Source organism: Acidobacteriota bacterium, assembly GCA_012729555.1.
In the GTDB taxonomy this organism is placed as follows: domain Bacteria; phylum Acidobacteriota; class UBA6911; order UBA6911; family UBA6911; genus UBA6911.
Genome location: JAAYCX010000080.1, coordinates 21,808 through 44,507, shown reverse-complemented (window position 1 = coordinate 44,507; position 22,700 = coordinate 21,808). Strand labels below are relative to the sequence as shown.

Annotated in this window: 19 protein-coding genes; 4 read left to right on the top strand and 15 right to left on the bottom strand. The window is 65.0% G+C overall.

Going from position 1 to position 22,700, the window contains the following annotated elements:
• The first annotated feature begins 256 nt into the window (after nucleotides 1-256).
• Nucleotides 257-1,738 (top strand): sodium:solute symporter family protein, encoded by a 1,482-nt coding sequence (locus tag GXY47_13940; GenBank protein NLV32243.1) that lies wholly within the window; start codon nucleotides 257-259, stop codon nucleotides 1,736-1,738.
• Between the two features lie 350 nt (nucleotides 1,739-2,088).
• Here the strand turns inward: GXY47_13940 and GXY47_13935 are convergent, their stop codons facing one another.
• The 4 genes from GXY47_13935 to GXY47_13920 are packed head-to-tail and all read right to left on the bottom strand — an operon-like array spanning nucleotide 2,089 to nucleotide 5,023.
• Complete coding sequence (locus GXY47_13935) at nucleotides 2,089-2,430, bottom strand: P-II family nitrogen regulator (GenBank protein ID NLV32242.1); 342 nt, start codon at nucleotides 2,428-2,430, stop codon at nucleotides 2,089-2,091.
• Between the two features lie 43 nt (nucleotides 2,431-2,473).
• A complete protein-coding gene (locus GXY47_13930; GenBank protein NLV32241.1) occupies nucleotides 2,474-2,815 on the bottom strand; it encodes a P-II family nitrogen regulator in 342 nt (113 codons plus the stop codon).
• A 54-nt stretch (nucleotides 2,816-2,869) separates the two neighbouring features.
• Nucleotides 2,870-4,222 carry an ammonium transporter gene (locus GXY47_13925; GenBank protein NLV32240.1) on the bottom strand — a complete coding sequence of 451 codons (1,353 nt, stop codon included), beginning with the start codon at nucleotides 4,220-4,222 and terminating at the stop codon, nucleotides 2,870-2,872.
• Between the two features lie 36 nt (nucleotides 4,223-4,258).
• Nucleotides 4,259-5,023, bottom strand: a complete 765-nt coding sequence (locus GXY47_13920; protein NLV32239.1) for a hypothetical protein — start codon at nucleotides 5,021-5,023, stop codon at nucleotides 4,259-4,261.
• A gap of 450 nt (nucleotides 5,024-5,473) precedes the next feature.
• On the opposite strand from GXY47_13920, the gene GXY47_13915 reads away from it, so the two are divergent.
• Entirely contained in the window at nucleotides 5,474-6,145 is a 672-nt protein-coding gene (locus tag GXY47_13915) for a hypothetical protein (GenBank protein ID NLV32238.1), read from the top strand.
• Between the two features lie 15 nt (nucleotides 6,146-6,160).
• On the opposite strand, the gene GXY47_13910 is transcribed toward GXY47_13915, so the two are convergent.
• The 11 genes from GXY47_13910 to GXY47_13860 form a co-directional block, all read right to left on the bottom strand.
• Nucleotides 6,161-8,686, bottom strand: a complete 2,526-nt coding sequence (locus GXY47_13910) for a response regulator (protein ID NLV32237.1) — start codon at nucleotides 8,684-8,686, stop codon at nucleotides 6,161-6,163.
• On the bottom strand, nucleotides 8,683-9,138 hold the full coding sequence (locus GXY47_13905; GenBank protein NLV32236.1) for a response regulator: 456 nt from the start codon (nucleotides 9,136-9,138) through the stop codon (nucleotides 8,683-8,685). Before GXY47_13905 ends, GXY47_13910 begins: the two co-directional genes overlap by 4 nt.
• Before the next feature lie 133 nt (nucleotides 9,139-9,271).
• Entirely contained in the window at nucleotides 9,272-9,445 is a 174-nt protein-coding gene (locus GXY47_13900; protein NLV32235.1) for a hypothetical protein, read from the bottom strand.
• A gap of 78 nt (nucleotides 9,446-9,523) precedes the next feature.
• Nucleotides 9,524-11,350, bottom strand: a complete 1,827-nt coding sequence (locus GXY47_13895; GenBank protein NLV32234.1) for a response regulator — start codon at nucleotides 11,348-11,350, stop codon at nucleotides 9,524-9,526.
• Nucleotides 11,351-11,507: 157 nt separating this feature from the next.
• The gene (locus tag GXY47_13890; protein ID NLV32233.1) at nucleotides 11,508-11,690 is read right to left on the bottom strand and encodes a hypothetical protein; all 183 of its coding nucleotides are present in this window, start codon (nucleotides 11,688-11,690) and stop codon (nucleotides 11,508-11,510) included.
• 51 nt (nucleotides 11,691-11,741) lie between these two features.
• Nucleotides 11,742-12,449: a Crp/Fnr family transcriptional regulator gene (locus GXY47_13885; protein ID NLV32232.1), complete on the bottom strand. Its 708-nt coding sequence runs from the start codon at nucleotides 12,447-12,449 to the stop codon at nucleotides 11,742-11,744.
• 505 nt (nucleotides 12,450-12,954) lie between these two features.
• On the bottom strand, nucleotides 12,955-14,625 hold the full coding sequence (locus tag GXY47_13880; GenBank protein ID NLV32231.1) for an FAD-binding oxidoreductase: 1,671 nt from the start codon (nucleotides 14,623-14,625) through the stop codon (nucleotides 12,955-12,957).
• A 9-nt stretch (nucleotides 14,626-14,634) separates the two neighbouring features.
• Nucleotides 14,635-15,927 carry a (Fe-S)-binding protein gene (locus GXY47_13875; GenBank protein NLV32230.1) on the bottom strand — a complete coding sequence of 431 codons (1,293 nt, stop codon included), beginning with the start codon at nucleotides 15,925-15,927 and terminating at the stop codon, nucleotides 14,635-14,637.
• 10 nt (nucleotides 15,928-15,937) lie between these two features.
• Nucleotides 15,938-17,386, bottom strand: coding sequence for an FAD-binding oxidoreductase (locus tag GXY47_13870; GenBank protein ID NLV32229.1), 1,449 nt, complete (start codon nucleotides 17,384-17,386; stop codon nucleotides 15,938-15,940).
• Between the two features lie 43 nt (nucleotides 17,387-17,429).
• Nucleotides 17,430-18,710, bottom strand: coding sequence for a thiolase family protein (locus tag GXY47_13865; GenBank protein NLV32228.1), 1,281 nt, complete (start codon nucleotides 18,708-18,710; stop codon nucleotides 17,430-17,432).
• 13 nt (nucleotides 18,711-18,723) lie between these two features.
• Nucleotides 18,724-20,691: a 3-hydroxyacyl-CoA dehydrogenase/enoyl-CoA hydratase family protein gene (locus GXY47_13860; protein NLV32227.1), complete on the bottom strand. Its 1,968-nt coding sequence runs from the start codon at nucleotides 20,689-20,691 to the stop codon at nucleotides 18,724-18,726.
• 486 nt (nucleotides 20,692-21,177) lie between these two features.
• Here GXY47_13860 and GXY47_13855 point away from each other — a divergent pair, with 486 nt between their 5' ends.
• On the top strand, nucleotides 21,178-21,411 hold the full coding sequence (locus GXY47_13855; protein NLV32226.1) for a hypothetical protein: 234 nt from the start codon (nucleotides 21,178-21,180) through the stop codon (nucleotides 21,409-21,411).
• 378 nt (nucleotides 21,412-21,789) lie between these two features.
• Nucleotides 21,790-22,677: a xanthine dehydrogenase family protein subunit M gene (locus GXY47_13850; protein ID NLV32225.1), complete on the top strand. Its 888-nt coding sequence runs from the start codon at nucleotides 21,790-21,792 to the stop codon at nucleotides 22,675-22,677.
• Nucleotides 22,678-22,700: the final 23 nt, after the last annotated feature.

Sequence of the window (22,700 nt, the reverse complement as noted above, 5' to 3'; positions counted from 1 at the left end):
CGCGAATATCAGAGTGATCAACCGTCGCAAAAGCAGTCTCGACTGCCGCCTGCTCTGCTTCACCGGAAAGGCAAAAGCTCTATAGGGTTTAATGCCCATTACTTGACAGGTCGTTCCATATCAGGAGGGGGCGTGAAGGGAGCCCGCCGCGCAGATTTCGCTTTATTCCGATCGATTGTGCAGTAAAATCCCCCTTCCGCCGGCTTTGGAAATATCAGGCGCGCGGGATCCATCGAAAGGGAGGAGAGGAACATCCATGGCGCTGATCATTGCAATTGCCTATTTCCTGCTGCTGAGCGTCGGCACCAGCCTCTGGCTCAGGAGCAGGGTGAAATCGGGGAGCGACTTCGTCACCGGCGGGGGGACCCTCCCCTGGCCCCTGGTCACCGCGGGCTTCGTACTGGCCCCCCTCGGGAGCGGCCACACCCTTTCGCTGTGGGAATCGTCGGCCGACATCGGCGCCTCCGTCCTCTGGTGGGCCATCATGTCCGGCGGCATCTTCGTGCCCCTCTTCCTGCTCTGGTTCGGTCCCTGGTTCCGCCGTCTCCAGGTGCAGACCTTCCCGGAGGGGATGGGCAGGATCTTCGGGGAGAAGATCGGCTGGATGATCTCGGCCGTGTTCCCCGCCCAGCTGATGGGCATCTGCATCGCGGAGGTGTCGGCCACGGCCGCGGCGCTCTACGCCCTGGGCGGGGGCGCGCTCCCGCTCGCTCCCCACTGCATCCTGATCGCCGTCGTCCTGACCATCATCTACATCATCGCCGCCGGCCTGATGCAGGTGGCGTGGATGAACCTGTTCAACGCCACCATGCTGATCGCGGGCTCCTTCATGGCCGTCTTCTGGACCGGCTCCTGGCTCGCGGGGCGCGGCGGGTGGGAGAGGATCGCCGGTTTCTACGCCTCCGAGGGCGCCTCCTGGAAGACCAGCGTCTTCAATTTCTCGCCCGAGGTCATCTTCACCCTCATCTTCCCCTGCCTGATCCTGACCGTGTTCATGCAGAGCGCGTCCCAGGTGCAGAACCAGCCGATGCTGATGGCGCGTTCGGAATCGGACATCCGCCGGGGGGTGTTCTGGGCCGCCCTTGTCAACAGCTTCGCCGCCTACCCCTGGGTCATCCTGGCCCTGGTCGGCATGGCGATCCCGACCGTCGCCGCCACCGGGGCCAAGCTCTCCGTGCCCGCGCTCGCGCTCGAGGCCTTCCCCCCCTGGATGGTGGGGATCCTGATGATCGCCCTGCTGGCCGCCACCCTGTCCACCACGGCGGGGCTGATCCTGGCGTCCTCGCACATCATCGTGCACGACATCTTCAAGCGGGCGTGCAACCCGCGGATGAGCGACCGCACTTTCCTCACCCTCACCCGCACGATGATAGGCGTCTGCGCCGTACTGGTCATCATCCCCGCCCTCAAGCTGGGGAGCCCCGTTTTTTCGATCTTCATGTGGACCTTCTCCTTCGCGATCCCGGTCTTCGGCGTCTACCTGATCGGGATGCTCTGGAAGGTGAACAAGTACGCGGCCTGGATCACCATTTCGGCCGGGTACCTGGCGAATTTCTACTGGACATTCGCGTCCCCGACCTGGCTCCCCTCCTACCTGAGCCTCAACCTGTATCCCACGACCTTCGCCACGCTCCTGTTCGGCATCGGGCTCAACCTCATCCTCCCCGGGGAGCCGGGATACCTGCGGCAGCTCAAGGCGAGGGAAGCGGCTTCCGGGAGGCGGGCGGCGGAAGCGTAAGTGTCCGTTATCGCGTTATCGAAGGGGGAATGAACGATGGCATGGCCGTGGAAAATTCTGTTGTTTCAGTTTTGCGTGACCCTGGGGATGGCCGTGATCTTCTATATCCTCTGGCGGCTGGCCCATCGCGGAAGATCGTGGTAGCCGCTCGCCAAAAGTAAAGGACGTGCACCGATGCAGGCATTGGATTCTGTCGTCGCCTATTATTTATGCGCTATCATGCTGGTCCTGGGCCTCATCACCGCCGTGGGCGCCGCGCGCCAGCACGCCGCGAATAAACGGAAATAGGCCTCGGGCCCCCTGCCCGTCACGGGCAGGGGGCCCTCCCTCTTCCCGGCCGGCCGAAAGCGCTACAGGAGGGAGTCCTCCCCCGTCTCCCCGGTGCGGATCCGCACCGCGTCCTCGAGGGCGTAGACGAAGACCTTCCCGTCCCCGATCTCTCCCGTCCGGGCCGCCGCGCAGATCGCCTTGAGCGCCTCCGCGCACTGTTCGTCGGGGACCGCCGCCTCCACCTTCACCTTGGGGATCAGATCGAAGCTGTATTCCGATCCCCGGTAGCGCTCGACCTGCCCCTTCTGCCGGCCCGCCCCGCGCACCTCGCTGACGGTGAGGCCGACAACCCCGACGTCGGAAAGCGCATGCTTCACCTGCTCGAGCCGATGCGGCCGGACAATCGCGCAAATCATCTTCATGTCGATTCCTCCCTTTCTGCTTTCGGGGAAAGGACCCCGCTCCCTAGCCGATGGCGTCACTCCCCCGTTCCCCGGTCCGGATGCGGATGCAGTCGGGCAGGTCCAGGATGAAGATCTTCCCGTCCCCGATCTGCCCCGACTTGGCGCCTTCGACGATGGCCCCGACCGTCTTCTCCGTGAAATCGTCGTTCACCGCGATCTCCAGCCGCACCTTCTTCAGGAGGTTCACCTCCACGTCCACCCCGCGGTACGATTCGTGGTACCCCTTCTGCTGCCCGCACCCGAGCGAGTTCGTCACCGACATCTTGAACACTTCCGCCTTGTACAGCGACTTCTTCACGTCGCTGAGCTTGTGCGGCTGTATGTACGCTACGATCAGTTTCATGATTCCCTCTCCTTGATTTCCCTTCGATTCACCCGGCGCCCCGGCGGACCCCGCCTACTCCGTCATGAACACCTGGAACCCCGCATACGCCTCGTTGCCGTGCTCCTCGATATCCAGGCCCTTGATCTCCTCCTCGGCGCTCACCCGCAGCCCGACCGTCTTCTTGAGCGCGAGGAACAGGACCAGCCCCAGCCCGAACGCCCACACGAACGCCGTGCCCGCGCCCAGCAGCTGGACCCCCAGCTGTTTGAAGCCGTGCCCGTAGAACAGCCCGCTCGTCGTCGAAAAGAGCCCGAAGGAGAGCGTGCCCCACAGCCCGTTCACCGCGTGCACGCTCACCGCGCCCACCGGGTCGTCCACCTTCAGCACGTAATCGAGCAGCATCACGCTCAACACCACCAGGACCCCCGCCATCGCCCCGATCGCGATCGCCCCCATCGGAGACACGCCGTCGCACGGTGCCGTGATCGCCACCAGCCCCGCCAGCGCCCCGTTGAGCGTCATCGAGATGTCGGGCTTCCGGAGCACCGTCCACGACGTGATCAGGGCCATGACCGTCCCCGCCGCCGCCGCCAGGTTGGTCGTCACCGCGATGTACCCGATCGACCCGTTCCCCGCCGTCGTGCTCCCGGGGTTGAACCCGAACCACCCGAACCAGAGGATGAAGACTCCCAGGGTGGCCAGCGGCATGCTGTGCCCCAAAATCGCGTTCGGCTTCCCTTCCTTCGTATACTTTCCCAGCCTCGGGCCCAGCACGATCGCGCCGGCCAGCGCCAGCCACCCCCCGACCGAGTGCACCACCGTCGATCCCGCGAAATCGTGGAACCCCCTCGCCGCCAGCCAGCTGTCATTGTCCGTCAGCAGCAGGTTCCCCCACGCCCACGAGCCGAACACCGGGTAGATCACCAGCGTGATCACGGCGCTGTAGACCAGGTAGGACCCGAACTTCGTCCGCTCGGCCATAGCCCCCGACACGATCGTGGCCGCGGTGGCCGCGAACACCGTCTGGAAGATCAGAAACGTCCATTCCCACGGCGTCCCCATCTCCACGCCCTTGAGGCCGAACAGCGTCGTCCCGAACAGACCGTTGGTCGCCCCGAACATCAGGCCGAACCCCACCAGGAAGAACGCCAGGCTTCCCACCGAGAAATCCATCAGGTTCTTCATCAGGATGTTCACCGCGTTTTTGGCCCGCGTGAACCCCGTCTCCACCAGCGCGAAACCTGCCTGCATGAAAAACACCAGGAACGCCGCCAGGCACGTCCACACGATATTCAGGTTCGTCTGGAGTTCCTCCTTCACCGCCGCCGCTTCCGTCCCCGCGTCCGCGGCCGCGGCCGCGGCCGCAAACACCGTCACCCATCCGGCCACCCTCAGGCAGCCCCGCACCTTCCCTGCCGTCTCCATGGTCTTCACCACCCCGTTTCCTTTCCCGGTTTCAACCTAAAAACTCTTCGAGATACCGATGCCGAACCACGCATTGCTCCGGTCCGTCATCCCGTCCCCGATCCCGTCGTCGATCATCGTCGAGAAGTTGAAGCTCGGCGTCAGCGTCACGTGTTTCAGATCCAGCGGCACGCCTACCTTCATCGTGAAATCGTTCATCCGCGTCTCCTCGACCCCGAAGTATCCCGCGTTGTACCCCGCTCCCCCGATCCCGACGCTCGCGCCGAGGCTCACACCCATCGAGCATCCGTTCGCCCACTCGGCCACTCCCTCAAAGCTGTGCCCGGCGCCGATCTGGATATAGCTGCCGTCCACCTCGTTCACATCGCGGTACCACTTGATCGACGGCGCGAGCGGTACGTCGAAACTCAACCCGCCGTATATCTCCGTCGTCGGGGAGAAACCGGTGTTCGGGAAGAGGTAATGGATCACCCCCGCCGAAAACCCCACCTTCTCGCCGAGGCTCCGGGAATAATCGAGGGCATAGTCCACTTCGCTGAACTCCCCGCGCCGGTCGTCGGTCAGGTCGTTGTTCGACCAGATCGACCCCGTGAACCCGTAGGCGCTCCCCGACACGTTCGTCTGCATCACGCTCTCGGGATTGACCGGCTGCCCCCGCCACACGTACTTGCCCGCGTAGTCCACCGACACCGCCGCGCTCAGCACCTTCCCCCCGTCCTCGGCGGCCGCCGCCGCCACGCCGACCGCCATCACCAGCACCGCCGCCTTCACCCTCCAGCCCCATATTCCCCGCTCTCTCATCCTCGAATCTCCCTTTCGGTCTCAGGTTTCCTTGGCGCCTCCCCGGAGACCTCGTTCCGGGGTTTCGCGATACGAACTCCTCCTTTGCAAGACCCATGCCAACGGCGCGCCCGGGCGGTTTTAACGACGCATCTCGCGTTTTATGAGCAGTTTGCCAGCGATACGCCCCCGCGGCCCCGAAAAGCTTCATTCATACAGTTTTGTATCTTCTGATGCTTTTTAATTCATTATCGTATCTCCCGCGGCCTTCCGACCTCCCCCGGGGGCGGACGATCCCGGGCCGCGGACCGGGAGGCTCCGGGTTCAAACTACATTTATGTATCGGAGCGCAATAATTTCACAGTTTGGTAATCCCCGGATCCGCACCCGAAGGATGGGGGCAAAGTAGAAGTTTGGACATTCGTTTGGCACCGGGTTATGATAGGCTCGATTTTTTCACAGAGGTGAACCATGAATCGGAAGAGAATGGTGTTTTGCCTGGTAGGATTGTGCCTGGTTTGCTGTCTGGCCTTCGGCGTGTTCGCTGCCGACGGTGTGGGAGACTTTTCGGGGACATGGATCCTGGACGGCAAGAAGAGCGATCCCGCCCCCAAGTTCATCGCCAACCTGGGAGCCCCGGGCAGCGCGGACCGGGGGGGCGGCGGCTTCGGCGGCGGGATGGGCGGGATGGGCGGCGGCATGGGGGGCATGGGCGGCGGCATGGGCGGCATGGGCGGCGGATTCCCGGGAGGGTTCCCCGGGCCCAAGAGCAAGGCGCCCGAGGCCCCGGCCGAGCCACCCCCCCTGGTCATCGAACAGACCGCGGGCTCGATCAGGGTCACCAATACCGTGAACGGGAGGCCCATCATCGAAAATTTCCCGCTCGACGGCGAGGAAAAGGTGGAAATGGTGCCGGTGCCCAATTCCGAGCAGCAGGGGAAGAAAAAAACGAAGGTGTCCCTGAAGAAAAACAAGCTCAAGATCCAGGAAGTCACGGAGACCGCCGCGACGCGGAACGAGATCAAGAAGGAATTCGAGCTCTCCGACGGGGGAAAGACCCTGACCCTGAAGATCAAGACGACGAATCAGATGGGGATGATGGTCAACCAGACGGAACAAAAGCTGGTTTACCACAAGCCGTAGCCGGGTCCGGAAGGGTCAGGGCCGCTCCCCCGGGGATGGTTCCGGCCGGTCCGGGGGAGCGCCGCTGCGGCGATATCTCTCAAGGGCCGCCTTCAACCGGTCGAGTTGCGCCTCCAGCCCCGCAAGGGCCGCGGCCAGTGCACCGGTCCGCTCCCCCCTGGCCGCCTCCTCCACCGCCGTGATCGCGGCGGTCGCCGGGTGGGCGCCCAGGTAGATGATCGTGTTTTTCAGCCTGTGGGCGTCGTCGCGCACCCGATCGGTCTTCCCCGCCGAGAGCGCCTCCCGCATCGACCCGACCATCCGATCAGCCTCTTCGAAGAAGCCGTCCACCATATCCAGGAAGAAATCGAATTTTCCGAAACAGCGGCCGACCGCCTCCTCGAGATCGAACGCGGCACGCGGGAGGGAGCCGCCGGCCGATCCGGAGGGCGCGATCTCCTCCTCCGTCGGCCGGGAGTGCCCCCCGCCGGAATCCCCGGGTTCCCCCAGGAATTCGACCAGGTCGATGAGGGACTCCGCCTGGATCGGCTTTCCGATATAGGCGTCCATGCCCGCCGCCAGGCAGCGCTCCGTATCCCCCTTGAGCGTGTGCGCCGTGATCGCGATGATGGGCAGGCAGGCCTTACCCGGATCGGGCAGCGCCCGGATCTCGGCCGTCGCCTGGAAGCCGTCCATCACCGGCATCTGAACGTCCATCAGCACCACGTCGTAGGCGTTGCGGCGGACCATCTCCACCGCCCTCCGGCCGTCCGGGGCGAGGTCGACGACGTGCCCCCGTTTCTCGAGCACGTAGGCCGCCAGCTTCTGGTTGGTCGGGGTATCCTCGGCCAGCAGCACGCGCAGGATGCGGCCGGGCGCCGGTGTAAGGATGGGTCGCGGCGCCGGGGGAGCATCGGCCGCAGCGCCGGCGGGGGCCTGGAGGCGCACGGTGAAATGAAACGTGCTCCCCTCCCCCGCCGTACTCTCCACCCACAGCCGCCCGCCCATCAACTCCACCAGCCTCCGGGAAATGGTCAGGCCCAGCCCGGAACCGCCGTAATCCCGGGTGGTGGAGGCGTCGGCCTGGGTGAAGGCCGAAAAGATGCGCTCCCGGTCCTCTTCCGGGATCCCGATCCCCGTATCCGACACCGAAAACTCCAGCACCAGGGCCTCCGGGGTGCGCTCCGTGATTCCGGCCTCGATGACGATCCTCCCCCGGCGGGTGAACTTGACGGCGTTGTCGACCAGGTTGATCAGGACCTGGCGGAGGCGCAGGGGGTCCCCGACCAGGCGTCCGGGCACCGCCGGCGACAGGTGGTACACGAGCGCGAGCCCCTTCTCCCGGGCCTGGACCCGCATCGTTTTGACCACCTGCTCCACCGTCGCGTCGAGGTTGAACGGGGTGGACTCCAGCTCGAAGCGCCCCGCCTCGACGCGCGAAAGGTCGAGGATTTCGTTCAGCAGGTCGAGCAGGGAGAGCGCGGACTCCCTGGCCGTCTCGAGGCAGTCCCGCACCATCGGGTCCAGCGGCTCGGCCAGGGCCAGATCGGTCATGCCGAGGACGGCATTCATGGGGGTCCGGAGTTCGTGGCTCATGTTGGCCAAAAACCGGCTCTTGGCGACGCTGGCGGACTCCGCCGCCCTGCGCGATTCGATGTGCTGCAGGGCCAGGGAGGTGATCGCCGCCAGCTGGCGGATGCGGTACTCGTCCTCCGGGGTGAAATCCCCGGCGCTCTCGCAGTCGCCGACGATGATGGAGCCCGTCATGCGCCCCCGGGAATCGATGAGGGGAACGCCGATATACTGGCTTTCGCGCCCGCGGACCGGGTCCACGTTCCGCCAGGTCGTCCGCCCGCGCAACACGCTGCACGACGCCGGCGTCCCTTCCGCCTGTGCCAGCAGTTTCAGGCAGACGCCGCAATTGAGGCACTCGCGTCTCGCTCCCCCCCCGGGGTGCGATCCCTCGTGTGCGATCGCGTTGACGCGGAACTGGCCGTCGACACGCCCCGCGCCCGAACAGCATATGCGCGCGGAAGAGAGCCGGCGTCCCGCTTCCGCGACGGTTTTCAGCAGATCCTCGACTTCGGTCTGCGCCACCACCCCCGCCATGACCTCCGCCAGCAGGAGGTTCTTCTGGGCGGAACGGGCGAGCGCCGTTTCATACCGCTTGCGCTCGACGGCGTGGTAAAGCGTCTGCACCAGCTGACGCGCGGCGGCCTGTCCCTTGGGCACGTAGTCCTGGGCCCCCCGGCGTACCGCCTCCAGGCCGAAGGCCTCGTCCTCCCGGCCGGTCAGGACGACGATGGGCACGTGCCCCGCCGCGGCGCACACCTGATCGAGGGTTCCGAGCCCCTCGCTGTCGGGGAGTTCCAGGTCGAGCAGGACCGCATCGACCGCCGTGCTCCCGAGAATATCCAGCGCCCTGTCGAGGCGTTCCACGTGAAGGACTTCCGGAGCGTTCGGGACCCCGGCTATCGACTCCCGGAGCAGAAGGGCCTCCGCCGCGTTGTCCTCCACGAGCAGGACGCGAAGCGGGTCCTGGAGTCTTTGGTCATTGCTCATCCCGAGGCCTTCGGCAGCCGGGCGACGCCCAGCCAGAATTCCCCGATCGTGGACATGATGCGCAGGAACTGTCCGAAGTCGACCGGCTTGGGAATGTAACAGTTGGCATGCAGCCGGTAAGCCTGGAGGATATCCCCCTCGTCCTGCGACGTGGTGAGCACCACGACCGGTATTTCGGCCAGCGCCGCGTCCCCCTTGATCTCGCCGAGGAGCCGGCGGCCGTCCTTTCCCGGGAGGTTGAGGTCCAGGAAGATGATGTCGGGACGCGGGGCATCGGCATGCGGCCCCTTCTTATGGAGGAACTCCAGGGCGTCCGCCCCGTCCGATACCACGTGCAACCGGTTGGGGACGCGGGTCTGTTCCAGCGCCTCTTCCGTCAGCGCCACGTCCGCGGGATTGTCCTCTACGAGCAGAATCTCCACCGGAGGCCACGATCGCGCCTGAGCATACATACCCCTTGCCGCCCCCTGAAGCACTGTGATGAGTGTTCGGAATATCTTCCCCCCCGACCGGGGCCCCGATCAATGCGTACTTCTGCCCAACCGCCCGTACGTAGAATTACCCACCACGAATCGGGCAGGGAGTCTAATCGTTGACGGTTTTCAGGTAGACGTTGCGTGCCATGATCCCGAGCATGACGGGCCAGAAGAGAACGATCAGCAGCCCCAGCCCGAGGCGCACCGCGAACCGGCCGCCGATGGGAAAAGCCGCCAGCGTGAAGAGAAATCCGATAATCCAGAGACTCAGGAAAAATTGCATGCCGCCTCCCTCAACGGTCACCCCGTTCCTGCCGGCGCTTCCGCTTCCTGCGCTGAAGCGGGCGCCCGACGCCGGCCATTATCCCCGGGCTGTCGACGGCTTGTCCAGTTCCGAGCGCACCGCCAGCCGGATCTGTTCGTACAGGTAGGGCTTCGGCAGACACCCTCCGGCTCCCAGGTTGCGCGCCGCGCCGATCCGGGCGGCGTCCGCATACCCCGTGGCGATGAGCGCTTTCTGCCGGGGGTGGATCCGGAGGACCCGTCGCAGCGTCTCCACCCCGTCGATCCCCGGCTCCATGTGCATGTCGAGAACCAGCAGGTCGGCCGAAGCGCGGCTGAGGTACCGCAGGGCCTCCTCGCCGCTGCCGACCGCGCATACCGAGTAGCCCAGTCTGCCCAGGATCCTGGACGCGATCTGCCTCTGCTCCTCGACGTCGTCCACGACCAGGATCCGCTCCCCCTTCCCCCCCCCGGCTCCGGCGACGGCGGGGGTTTCCTCCCGAGGCGCTTCCTCCGAGAGGGGGAGGCGCACGGTGAACACCGTCCCCTTCCCCTCGACGCTGTCGACCTCGATGGTGCCGCCGTGGTCCTGCACCGATCCCCACACCACCGACATTCCCAGGCCGGTGCCGCTTCGTCCCATGGTCTTCTTGGTATAGAAGGGCTCATAGATGCGGTCCAGGTCCTCCTCGGCGATGCCGATCCCCGTGTCGGCCACCCGGAGCAGCGCATATTCCCGCGCCCCGGGACCGCCGTCCGCCGCCGGCGCTTCGGGAACGCGGCGCTTTTCGGTGAGAATGCCGAGGCGCCCGCCGTCGGGCATCGCCTCCGCGGCGTTCGACGCCAGGTTCATGATCACCTTGGACAGGTGAAAGAAGGATCCCCGGACATACAGGGGGTCTTCGGCCAGGCACAGGTCGACCTCCACTCCGGGGTGGTAGGCCCGCAGCTGCCGGAATTCCGGGCCGGCGCAATAGTCGCCGACGACGGCAGTGAGGCTGACGATGTCGGTGGCGACGACCCCGTTCCGGGAAAGGGTCACCATGTCATTGACGATCGCCGCGGCCTTGATCCCCGATTTCCGGATGTTTTCGAGGATGTCCCGCATCGGGCTGTCCGCGGGGAGGTCCTCGAGGAGAAGGTCCGGGTACCCGACGATGCTTCCGAGGGTGTTGTTCAGGTCGTGCGCGACCCCGCCCGCGAGCTTCCCGATCGATTCCATCCTGCGCGCCGTCTGCAGGCTGCGCTCCAGCCGGCCGCGCTCTTCCTCGGCCCTCCGGCGCTCCTCCATCTCCTGTTCGAGACGCCGGTTATTCTCCGCCAGCGTCCCGTTCTGCCGCTCCAGGGAGCGCACGAGATCTTCCATCTGGTGGCTGACCGCACCGAGCGCACCGATCACGATGCCGCCCGCCAGGGCCAGGGCCATCATCCCGTTGATCCAGTCGGCGGTCGAACGGGGGAAGGCCCCGGGGTCATGATCGAAGACCAGCCCCCCCGCCATCACGCCCACGGCGACGGCCGCGAGGACCACGAGGCAGAGGAAGGCGGTGGCGGTCCCGGTCCGCCGGCCGAAGAAGAGGGTGGCCAGGATACAGGCGCATAGGAGGGCGACCGGCCCGAAGGCGAGGAAGCCCCAGGAGAGCAGCGCCGCGAGCCCCAGCAGGAAACAGCTCAGGACGACCACCGCGGCCCTGAAGTCGAACCGGAGCCGCCGGCGGAAACCCAGGGTGACCAGCAGGAGGAGGTAAAGGGCGACATGCAGCGCCATCACCGGGTGCCACCCCGTGGCGAGGGACCGGGCGAGCGAACTGAGAAGCGCGAAGATTCCGATGACGGCGATGGCGCGGATGCTGCGATCGAGCTGCTGATCGCGCATCCGTTCTACACGGGCGGACGTTTCGTTCATGGGAAGATGCGCGCCTCTCCACGGGGCTCATGCCCTCCCGGACCGACCGGAAGGGCACCGGCCGCCTCTCTTATCGGTCGGCCGGCCGGGGGATCTGTAGGGGATTCAGTCCATTCCCGAATTTTTGGCGGCGTCGGACGGGGGGGTCGCCCCGTGGTCACGATTCTCCCTTGAGGCGGGTGATTTCGCGCTGGATCTCTTCCCACATGTGGCCGTGCAGGTGGATCCTCACCCGGCAGAAGGGGCATTCGAGCAGGGCCCCCCGGATCAGGGATTCCAGCCGGTATTCCTGCTTCCGTCCGCAGAGGGGGCAGGTGATGGGCAACAGTTCCGTGTGCATCCGGGCCTCCCGTTCTCCAGGCCCCATTATACGCCCGTCGACCGGAAACCCTTACTGCGGATCGATAAGATCCCCGGGATTTCTCACGAAAAAGGAGATACGGCCGTTGGAATGGCGCACATCGACCGCCTTTCGCCGCCGCAGTTCGCTCACCTCCCTGCTGAGGGTCTCCCGGGCGCACCCCACCATGCGCGCCATCTGGGAGAGGTTCATGTCGATCCGCACCCCATCCCCGGTCGCAACCCCGATGCGGCCGGAGAGCCAGGCGAGGCCCGTACGCACCTTGTCCCGGACGTGGGTGCAGCCGAGCACCTCCATCTGGGTCCAGGCGTCGTCGCAGCGGCGGGCCACCGCCTCGAGCAGCATGCGGCACGACCGTGGGTCCTCGAGCGCGCGCCGGAACTTTCTCTCGGGCAGCTTCAGCAGCACCGACCGACGCGTCGCCCGGGCGCTGAAGGTCGCCGGGCAGCCGCTCAGCAACGCCCCCTCGCCGAAAAATTCGCCGGGGCCCAGGATGGCGATCAGGGTCTCCCGGCCGTCAGGCGATACCCGCGTCAGCGCGATCTCCCCCTGCTCGACCATGTAGAGGCAGGTCAGGATCTCCCCCTGGCTGAAAAGAACGGTGTTCCGCTTGAGCCTGACGGGGGTGCAGTCCTTTCCAAAGCGCTGGTCCATCGACTCGTACAGGATCGACATCGGGCTCGGGCCGCCGCCGTTCGCGTATGGCGGGCCGACGGGCAACGGGGGTGGAATGTTCATGCGTGTTCATCCTCTGCAATACCGGGTTTCGGAAACGGGTTCGTTTCGGGCCTGCGCGCCCGGCCCGTTCCCGGGCCTGGCCGCGCATGCGACAACCCTTTAAGATATGCAAGGAGCGTGCCAGCCCGCGCCAAAGACTGAAATCTTTTATATTCAATATTTACAAGGTTGCCGGGGCCGGGACCCTGGACGGGCGCGGGAGGTTTCGCCCCGTTGCCGGGAACTTTTCCCGTCCGGGCCGGTTCCGAAGTTTTTGCTTTGAAATCGGCGCGGAGGGTGCTATAAATCGCGCCGCATTATCAAGGAGAGGTGACTTATGGCTATGGTTGCGGTATTAGGTGGACTGTTTGCCGGTGCGTTAGTGCTCGCCGGGGTTCGTTCCGCGGTGCGCGGAAAGAAAACGAAGCCCGACACTTCGATTCTTCATTAATACACCCTCATCATGGTTTGCCGGGGCCCGTGCCGCACGAAACGGCACGGGCCCTTCCTTTTTTTTGGCCGCCGCCTACTTCCCTTCCTCCAGGGTTTTCCGGAACTCCTTGGCCTCGGCCGCCAGCTGTTTCTCCAGCCACTTGGGGTAGATCGACTTTTTGGGCGATTCCCAGGTCTTGAGTTCGTGCATCCAGGGCGCCCGCTCGACGAACTCGTCGTGCGCGAACGGCACCGGCGGGTGACAGGTCCAGGTCGGGTCGAATTCGTTTTTGATCTTGAGCATCCACTCGTGGTAGTTCGGCCCGTACATCGGCCCGGTGAGGTACAGGGGCTGATGCGGCCCGATCAGCGCGGTATAGAACCGGTGGTCGATGTTCATCTTGGAGGTTTCCAGGTAGAAGTGGTCGACTCCGGTCGTGTCCTCGTCCTGGTCCCAGTAGATCAGGAATTCGGAATAACCCTGGTACCCCAGTTCGAAGGTCTGGAACCACCCCGGGTCGCCGTGATCGGGCATCAGCGGCGGCGTGTACTTCTTCTTCAGCTCCGCGTACACCGGCCCGTGCTCGGTCGCCTGCTTGAGGGTCTCGATCACGTAGTCGACCGAGACGTAGGAGCCGCACATCAACCACATCCCGGCCGAATCGGCGTTCTTGATCCAGGACTCGTCGCTCGGCTTGGTACGCCGCGGCTGGCCGCCCAGTTCCATCATGATGTCGTTCAGGACGTTTTCGTCGTAGGTCAGCTGCTCTTCGCTGGTGAAGCCGATCAGCAGCACGCGCACGATGTGGAAGTTGGCCACCGTTTCCGGCGTCTCCTTCAGCCACAGGTCCCAGAACTCCTCCTTGCACTCCGCCTTGGCGATCGCGCGCCAGAAGAGGGGGACCTTGGTGACCGCGCCGCCGATTTCGGCCTTGCAGATCTCGTACATCGCCTTCACCTGCGCTTCCTTGCTGGGCATGATGTAGTTGATCCACTTGACCCGCTTTTCGGGGAGCGCCAGCGCCGTGTTGGGCGAGATCCCGGTAGGCTGGAGCTTTTCGGGCTGGAACGGCAGGACCTTGACCGCCATCTTGGTCACGATCCCGAGGCATCCGCGCAGTCCGGTATACCCGCGCAGGATTCCGCGCAGGTCGGGCCCGATGCCGTCCCCCCAGAACCAGTCGTCGCCGACCGCCAGGGACCCCATCTTGAGGATTTCGCCGTCGGGGAGGACCATTTCCGTACCGAGGATGCGGCGGTGCGGGAGCCCGATCCGGTGGCTGAGGGGGGACCAGCCGTCCCCGATCAGGTTGGCGATGACGGACGCCTGGGCCCCGCCGCCGCCGATGACGACGTAACCGCCGCGGCGGAGGCATTCCTCCTGGAACTGCGAATAGACCACGCCGCTGCCGACCACGGCGTACCAGTGCTTTTCGTCGAATTCGAAGTCGTTCAGCCGCTTCAGGTCGACGAGCAGCTCGTTTTCCACGTGGCAGTGGGACCGGGGGCCGTAGAACCCCGTGCTGTACGGGACGTAGGGAATCGTGTAGCGGATGCAGATCTTGACGATCTTCTGGACCTCTTCCGTGTTCTTCGGCAGGATGACGGCGCCCGGGATCTTGGTCATCACGCGCTCGTATCCCGTCCCGTTTTCATACCCCGCGGGACCCGACTGGTACCCCTGGCAGATGACGGGGTCGTCGGACAGGAACCTGGCCCCGACGACGGCCTCCAACGCTTTGTACGCTTCCTTTAAAATGGCCATGATTTCCTCCTATGCGTCCAGGGATGCAGCAATGAGTTCGGAAAAGTCCATCACCCTCACCGCGTCGCCGCCTTCGCGGGCGGCCTGTGAGAAGTTGTTTTTGCACCAGGGGCATGCAGAAACCAGGACCTCGGCTCCAATTTCCTTCACCTCTTCCAGCCGGTGTTTCGCCGAGGAGGAGGCGAGTGTGGGGAACGCCTCTTTCGTTCCCCGGCCGGCGCCGCAGCAGAAGGCGTTCTCCCGGATCCGGATCATCTCCACGAAATCGACCCCCGGGATGTTGGCGATGACGTTTCTCGGCTGCGCGTAGAGCCCCTGCGTCCCGCGCCGGCGCTTGAGCGGCGGGGACACCGTCCCCATCCAGCCGCGTTCGCCGCTCCAGGGGGTCCACGGGTCCGCCAGGCGGCTGATGCTGCAGGAATCGTGATAGGTCACGCGCGCGCCGACCGGCCGGGTCATCTTGAGCGCCCCCTGCCGGAGCAGTTCATCCGCCAGCTCCGTCAGGTGCACCACCTCGAACGGGAGATCGGAGGTGGCGATATTGAGGAGCTTCGGGTACTCGACCTTCCACATCCGGTACCCTTCCGCGCAGGAGAGGAGCACCCGCCGGGCGCCCGTTGCCTTGACCCTGTCGATGTTGCGACGGGCCAGTTCGCGGGCCTCGTCGAGCATGCCGACCGACTGCAGGGTGTTGCCGCAGCACCACTCGTCCTCCATCAGCATGAACGGGGTGCCGGTGGCGTTGAGGATCTTCGCCGTGGCGCGGGCGATTTCCGGGTTCGTGTAGGACGCGGTGCACCCGACGAAGTAAAGGAGATCGGCCTTGTCCGCCACCTGGATATCGGGGGTCAGCCACCCCTTCCGGTCCCCGTGCTCCGAGCCGAAGCAGTTGTGGGAAGCGGCGATGTTCCGGGCGATCTTTTTGTGCGCCGGCATCGGCCCGGCGCCGTCCTGGACCGCCTTCACGCGCATCGCCTCGAGCGAGAGCCCGATTTCCAGATCCAGGTTTCTCTTGCAGGCGACGTCGCAGGCGCCGCACAGCGGGTCGGCGTAGACGATTTCCAGCAGCTTGGGGGTCCAGTCGAGCTTTTTCTCGACCATGGCGTGCCCGATTCTCATCTTGCCGAACGCGCCGTAGGAATCGAAATCGTTCCACACGTTGCTGGGGCAGCGCGTGCTGAACTTCACGCCCGGCATGTAGGTGTGCTCCACCCAGTAGCACCCCTTGCACTTGATGCACCGGCTCATGTCGTATTTGTAATTATTCAGATCGGTTGTTTCCAGATTCACTTTCGTCGGCATCGTCCCCTCCCTAAAAACACAGGTTGCCCGGGTTCATGATGTTATTGGGATCGAAAATCTTCTTCACCCGCTTGAGCCCCATGACGTAACTGGCCGCTCGTTCGTAGACCATCGGCGCCAGATCGCCGTATGGCCGGGTAAAGAGGGCGCCCTCGCTGATGAGGGCCCGTGCCGCATCCAGGTAGAGCGCGGCGATGCACGCCTCGTCCTTCCTGTCGTAGAAGAAGGTGAATTCCACCTGGCAGGCGCGGTTGTGTTCTATGGGCTGGATGTAGCTCCCGATATCGGCCACGGGATACCCGTACTGGGGGGCGATCGATTCCACGATCTCCACGAACCTCGGCGTATCTTCCGGCCTGGCGATGAAAAACAGGCTCTGGGACGCCCCCTGCCAGCGGTTCTTCCAGTAGGGGCCGTCGGCGGGCCAGGGGTTGCGGAGGAGGGGAAGCATCCGGTTTCCCAATCCGGGGAATCCCGGGAGCGCTTCGTCGATCGTCAGGCTCCGGAATTCGTTCTTGACGAGTTCCCTGAGGAGATTGACTTCATAGGCGATTTTTTCCTCCGGACGGCGCACCAGCCCGCTGATGACGATGACCAGGGTCCAGGGGGGCAGGGTCGCCCGCAGCCTCTCGAAATCGTCGGGGAAATTCTCCGCGACGAGGGCCGCCAGGTCGGTCTGGTTCAGGAGCACCACCTCCTGGCCGACCCGGCGCGGCAGCAGGCGATAGAGAAATTCCTGCGCCTGCCCGAGGTCGTCCACCGGGACGAAGAACACCTTGTCCTTTTTGGTGCCGTGGACGATCTTCAGATTGGTCCAGGTCACGACCCCCATGGTGCCCTGGGCCCCCTGGACGAAGCGGTAAAAATCGATCCCGGGGCCGGAAGGGTTGCCGCCGTGCGAACCGGAATCCGGGTATCCGTTGACGCTGGCCGAACCCAGCCTGAAGATCTCGCCCGTAGGCCAGACCACCTCGAACGCCTGCATCGGTTCTCCGTAGTCGTAGACGGTGTTCGTCGGCACTTCCCGGTCCAGGAAATCGGAGAGCACCGACCGGTCCGCGTACGGCGCCAGGGGCATGATGACCCTCATCTCCTGCTTCGCCAGCTCCGCCGTCAGCTGCCCCCAGGTCACTCCGGCCTCGATGCGCACCTGCTTGAGGTCCCGGTCGATTTCCAGGATCCGGTTCATCCTGGAGAGATCGATGACGACTCCCCCCTGTTTGGGGATGGCGCCGCCGTTCGGGTGTACCCCGGAAGAGAGCGGGACCACGGGGATGTTCTTCCCGTTGGACCATTTCAGGATTTCGCTCACCTCTGCCGAGCTTGTCGGCCAGGCCACCAGTTCCGGCCTCCCCGGGGGTACCAGGCTGAGGTCCCGGGAGTACCGGAGCAGGACGTCCTCCGCATCGCTCACATTCTCCCGGCCCACTATCTTCGCCAACTCATCCTTATGCTTCATCATTCCTCCTTTTGGTTTTCGCGCGGGGTCACTCCCGGATGGGTCAGATGGACTCCAGGACCAGGGCGATCCCCTGGCCGCCGCCGATGCACATGGTCACCAGCCCGTAGCGCAGCTTCCGGCGCCTCAGGGCGTAGGCACAGGTCAGGGTCAGGATCGCCCCGGTCGCGCCCAGCGGATGCCCCAGCGCGATGGCGTTCCCCATGGGGTTGACCTTTTCGGGATCGATCCCCATCTTCTCGAACTCGCGGACGCACGCCAGCGACTGCGGCGCGAACGCCTCGTTGATCTCGACGATGTCGATGCGGTCCCCCCCGATTCCGGCGTGCTCGAGCGCCTTGCGGGTGGCCGGAACGGGGCCGATCCCCATGACCCGGGGGTCCACCCCCGCCACCCCGTACCCGATGATGCGGCAGAGGGGTCGGAGCCCGTGGCTTTCGGCGTCCGATTCCAGCCCGAGCACCATGGCCGCGGCGCTGTCGACCACCGCGCTGGCGTTCCCGGCGGTGATGACCCCGCCCGATTCAAACGCGGGAGGCAGCTTCGCCATCGTCTCGAGCGACGGGTTCTCCAGGATGTGGGTGTCGTACTTCACCGTGAAGGCCGGACGCCCCCCCCCCTGGTTCACGGTCACCGGCTCGATCTCCTCGTCGAAGTGCCCGGCGTCGCGCGCTTTTTTGGCGTTCACGTGGGAGCGGTAGCCGAAGAGGTCGCATTCCTCGCGCGTGATCCCGTACCGCCGCCCCAGCTCCTCCCCGGTGTTGGCCATGGCCAGCTTGGCGCTCGGGTCGTAGAGGCACATCAGCAGCGCGTCCTGCAGATGGGTGCCCGCCGCGAGGGCCCGGGTGTCCACGGGACCGTACTTCTGGACCGCGTTACCCACCTTTTTGCCCCGGGCGTTGTAGAGCACGAAGGGGTACTGCATGCTCTCGCTCCCCCCCACCACGTAGAAGGGGCGCGCCTCGTCGTGCCGGAGCCCGGCGAGGATCATCTCCGAAGCCACGCTGATGGCCTCGGCCCCGCTTCCGCAGATGCGGGCCACGGTCAGGGCGGGCACGTCCTCGCCCAGCCCCCCGCGCCAGCGGGCGCCCTGCGCCCCGTAGATGGAGTCGCGGTGGCTGTGCGCCGCCATCCCCATGACCACGTGCCCGATGAGGCCCTTGTCGACGGGGGTGTGGGCGAGCGCCGCCTTGACCGCCATCCCGCCGAGCTGGGTCGTCGTGAAACGCGTGAACAGCCCCGGGGCCTTGTTGTTGTGCAGAATATCCGCTCTCGGCAGCCTGCGGCCGCCGTCGAGGACGACGATCGATTTTTCCTTCGCCATAGTCGCTTCCCCCCTACTCGTGTATGAAGGCGGCCGGGACACGCGGGCCGTTCGTTGTGAAGTTCTTGATGCCGATATCCGCATCGACCGTCGCCCGGGCATCGGCAAACGCCGCGGCCTCAACCCGGAGCCCCTCGTCAAGGGGGAGTGCGAGTCCCCGGGTCACCGCGTCCACCAGGATGGCGTCGATCCGGAGCGACCGGTGACCGAGGTCCACCTCCGGGATCGCTTCGGGGACGGAAACGGGGGCCGGGTCGACCGGCCGGAGCTTCACCTTTCCGGCGACATGCCCGCGGATGAGGTCCTTGGCCGCCCGGCAGGGGTCCGCGACCGGTTCCCCGTGCGCCCAGCCGATGGCACACGCCTCCGCGGCGTCCGCCACGCGCCCCGTGCGCATCAGTTCGAGCGCGCGCTCCACGCCGATGAGGCGCGGGAGGCGCTGCGTGGCGCCGTAGCCCGGCACGACCCCGAGGTTGACCTCGGGCTGGGCCAGGCGCACGTTCGGGCCGACGACCCTGCCGTGGCAGGCGAGGGCGAATTCCGCCCCGCCCCCCATCACCGGGCCGTCGAGTGCGGCGACCACCGGCTTGGACATCCCGGAGATCTTCTTGAGCACGGGATACGCCTTCAGGCAGATCCCCTCGGCCGCCTCGCGCGTCTCGAGCGAGGTGAACTGGTTGACGTCGGCCCCGGCAAGGGAGCCGTCGTAGCTCGTGAAGATGATTCCCGCGACGGCCGCGTCCGCCCCGAGCTCATCGATAGCGCTCCCGATCTCCTCGACCGTCCTCATGGTGAGCGCGTTCCGGGCCTCGGGCCGGAAGACCCGCACCACCCCGATATCCCCGTCGCGCTCCACCTTCACGTCGCGCCGGTAGGGGATCAGCGCCTTCCCCGCGACGCATGCGGGGACCGGGAAATCGGGGTATTTCCGCTTGAAGCCGAGGCAGAGTTCGGCGACCCGGTCCGCCCCCAGCCGGCTCCCGAGGTCCAGCATCCCCTCCGCGAACCCGAGCGACATGCGGATGAGCCAGTTGAGCTCGGTCGGTTCACACACCCCGTTCTCGGCCACGGCGTAGGATCTCCCCAGCAGGACCGCCAGCATGCGGTCGAGGACCTCCTTCTGCTGGGATTCCGTAAAGCGGGCGTCACCCGGAGCCTTGGGGTCGTGCCACGGCTGGTTCCCCTGCCGGATGAGCAGGGCCGGAGGCTCAAACCAGGGCGTGCCGGTTCTGGAATCGCGCATGAGCTCCTGGCAGTGCGCCACCAGGAGGTTGCCGCGGGTCAGGTCCATGACATTGAACGGGCCGCCGCCGCCGACGGCGTCGTTGACGATCCGGTCGACCTGGGCGGGGGTGGCGATCCCGTCCTCGACGATGCGCACCGCTTCGCTGATGTAGTTACAGAAGATGTCGTCCGCGGCGAAAGCCTCGACATCGGCCGTCAGGATCGGCACCTTCCCCAGGGACTTGAGCACCGATACCATCCGCTCGCTCAGGGCTGCGTCCCCGGAGGGCACGACCTCGATCGGCGTCGTGCGCCAGGCCGGGAAAAAGGGGTGGTTCACGAAACAGCGCTCCGGGCGGAGCGCCCCCGCCGCGATCCACGCCCTCGGGATCCCCGAAGTGGCGAAGCCGATCAGGCAGTCGGGCCCCACGATCTTCTCGAGGTTGGCCAGAATGGCCTTTTTCGTCTCGAGGTTTTCGGTGGCGGCCTCGAGGACATAGTCGCAGGTCGCCAGGTCCCCGATCTCCATGGTGGGGGTCAGCATGGCGCGGATCGCTTTTGCCGCCCCCGGGCTCATCTTGCCCCGCCCCAGGGCCTTCGAGACATACCCTTCGATGCGCCGGACTCCCGCGTCCAGGGCTTCCCGGTTGATGTCCAGGAGGAACACCGCCCCCCCCTCCCCCGCAGCCAGGGAAGAGAGGAACCCGTAAGCCAGGTCGGGCCCGATGGAGCCCGAACCGATCACTCCTACTCTCATTGTCAACTCCTTCCCTAAAAGGCGCCCCGAGTCTGCTTCCGTGACCTCAGACCGGCATATCCTCAGGCGCGGCTCGGCTCTCCTCGCCGCGCATCCCCAGGATAAACAACAAAATAGTCAACAGAATCGAGCGGTACGACGTGTCTGATAACGTGGCGTTGAAACCGGCGGGAAAAGGGACCCCCTCCCTGCCGTTCTATACCCGAAAATCCCGTTAAAACCGTGCGCACGATGCCAGGCGGTCGACAGGTAGAAACACCACAAACCTAATCTTTGCAACAACATGCCGCCATCGCCGCAGACCTTCAACCGTTGGTCAAAGCAGGTGGACACTGGACCCGTCCACTGCGGTCTACCTTCCATCAGGTGAAACCGCCTTGTCAAGCGAAAACCCGTAACCGCACGGAAACGCCCCGGGAAATAATTACGTTGACAGCCGAGAAGGCATTTTCTTAACATGAAACCAACTCTTATTGAGGTTTTAGGATGGCAAGGAAAGGTATTAAAAAGGACGCTCCTCTGGTATGCCCCCTGTCGGGCAAGGCGTGCATCAACTGCGCCCTCTATCGGGGGAGGCATTTCAACCTGTGCTTTCAGGATCACCACCGGGGGGACGACCAGAAGGGCACCGGTCCGCTGAAGAGCATGGGATTTCCGGCCGCCGCCCGCATCGTCAAGTGCGATCAGTGCGAGACCGGGTATTGGGTGTTAGACTCCTAGCCGCAAGTGTCGGGTTTCAAGGGCTCTCCTGTTCATGATCCGCACAGCCAGCCAGGAAATCCGCCCCTTCGGGGAGAACCCGGGGCTTGACGCAGTTTTGCATCCGGCAATGCCCGAACTGAGAACAAGGGCATTTTTTTCATCAGCTTAAGGGAATCCAGCAGCGAAACGGCTCCACTCCCGGGGAGGGGGTTTTTTGTCGATCAGCCCGGGACAGAGCCACGAAAGGTGCACCAATCGGGTGTCAGTGCCACAAGCGGGGCCGCAAGCCGGTTTTCTGTTCATAAAGGCGGCGCGTTTCCCCTTTCCGTCGGGGGCGGTTTCCTCAGCCCCCCCGGGGGGGGAACAAACTGAACAATCAAGGGGGTCCAAGCGGAAATGAAGACCATAACCACTGATTTCAACTATCTGGCAGCAAAAACGGCCGAGGAAGCGCTCGACCTGCTGTGCGAACACAAGGACGATGACTACAGGATCATCGCGGGCGGCCAGTCCCTGGCCACGGCGATGAAGCACCGGTTGATCGCGCCCGAATACATCCTCGATATCAAGGGGGTCTCGGATCTCGATTACATCCGGTTCGACGAACAGGAGGGACTGAAGATCGGGGCGCTGGCCACCCACCGGGCGGTCGAGAAATCGCCCATCGTGCGCGAAAAGTACGGGGTGCTGTGCGAAATGGAGGAGAATGTCGCCTCCGTCGAAACCCGGAACTGGGGCACCCTGATGGGCGACCTCTGCAACGCCGACCCGGCGGTGGACCCGGCCCCCCCCCTCATCGTGCTGGATGCGAAAATCACCGTCGCCAGCAAGGGGGAGGAGAGAAAGGTGCCCGCGGAGGAGTTCGCCGTGGACTTCTTCGAGACCACGGTCCAGCCCGGCGAGATGGCGACCGAAATCCGGGTCCCGCCCCTGCCGCCCAACAGCGGCGTCCATTTCATGAAATACTCCCAGATCCACGGGGATTACGCCCTGGCTTCCGCCGCGGTCCTCATCACCCTCGACGGCAGCAAAGAGCAATGTGTCAATGCCAGAATCGCCCTCGGCGGGGTGGGAACCACGCCCATCCGGGCCAAAAAAGCCGAAGAAACATTGAAAGGTAAGAAGATCACCGACGAGGTGCTGGCCGAGGCGGCCGCGGTCGCGAGCGAAGAAACCAGCCCTATCTCCGGGATCGAAGCGTCGGCGGAATACAAGAAAGATCTGGCGGGGACTTTGGTGAAACGAGTGGGGAAAGAAGCCCTGGAGAGAGCCCGGAGGGCCTGATCCTTTGACACATGGGAGAACGC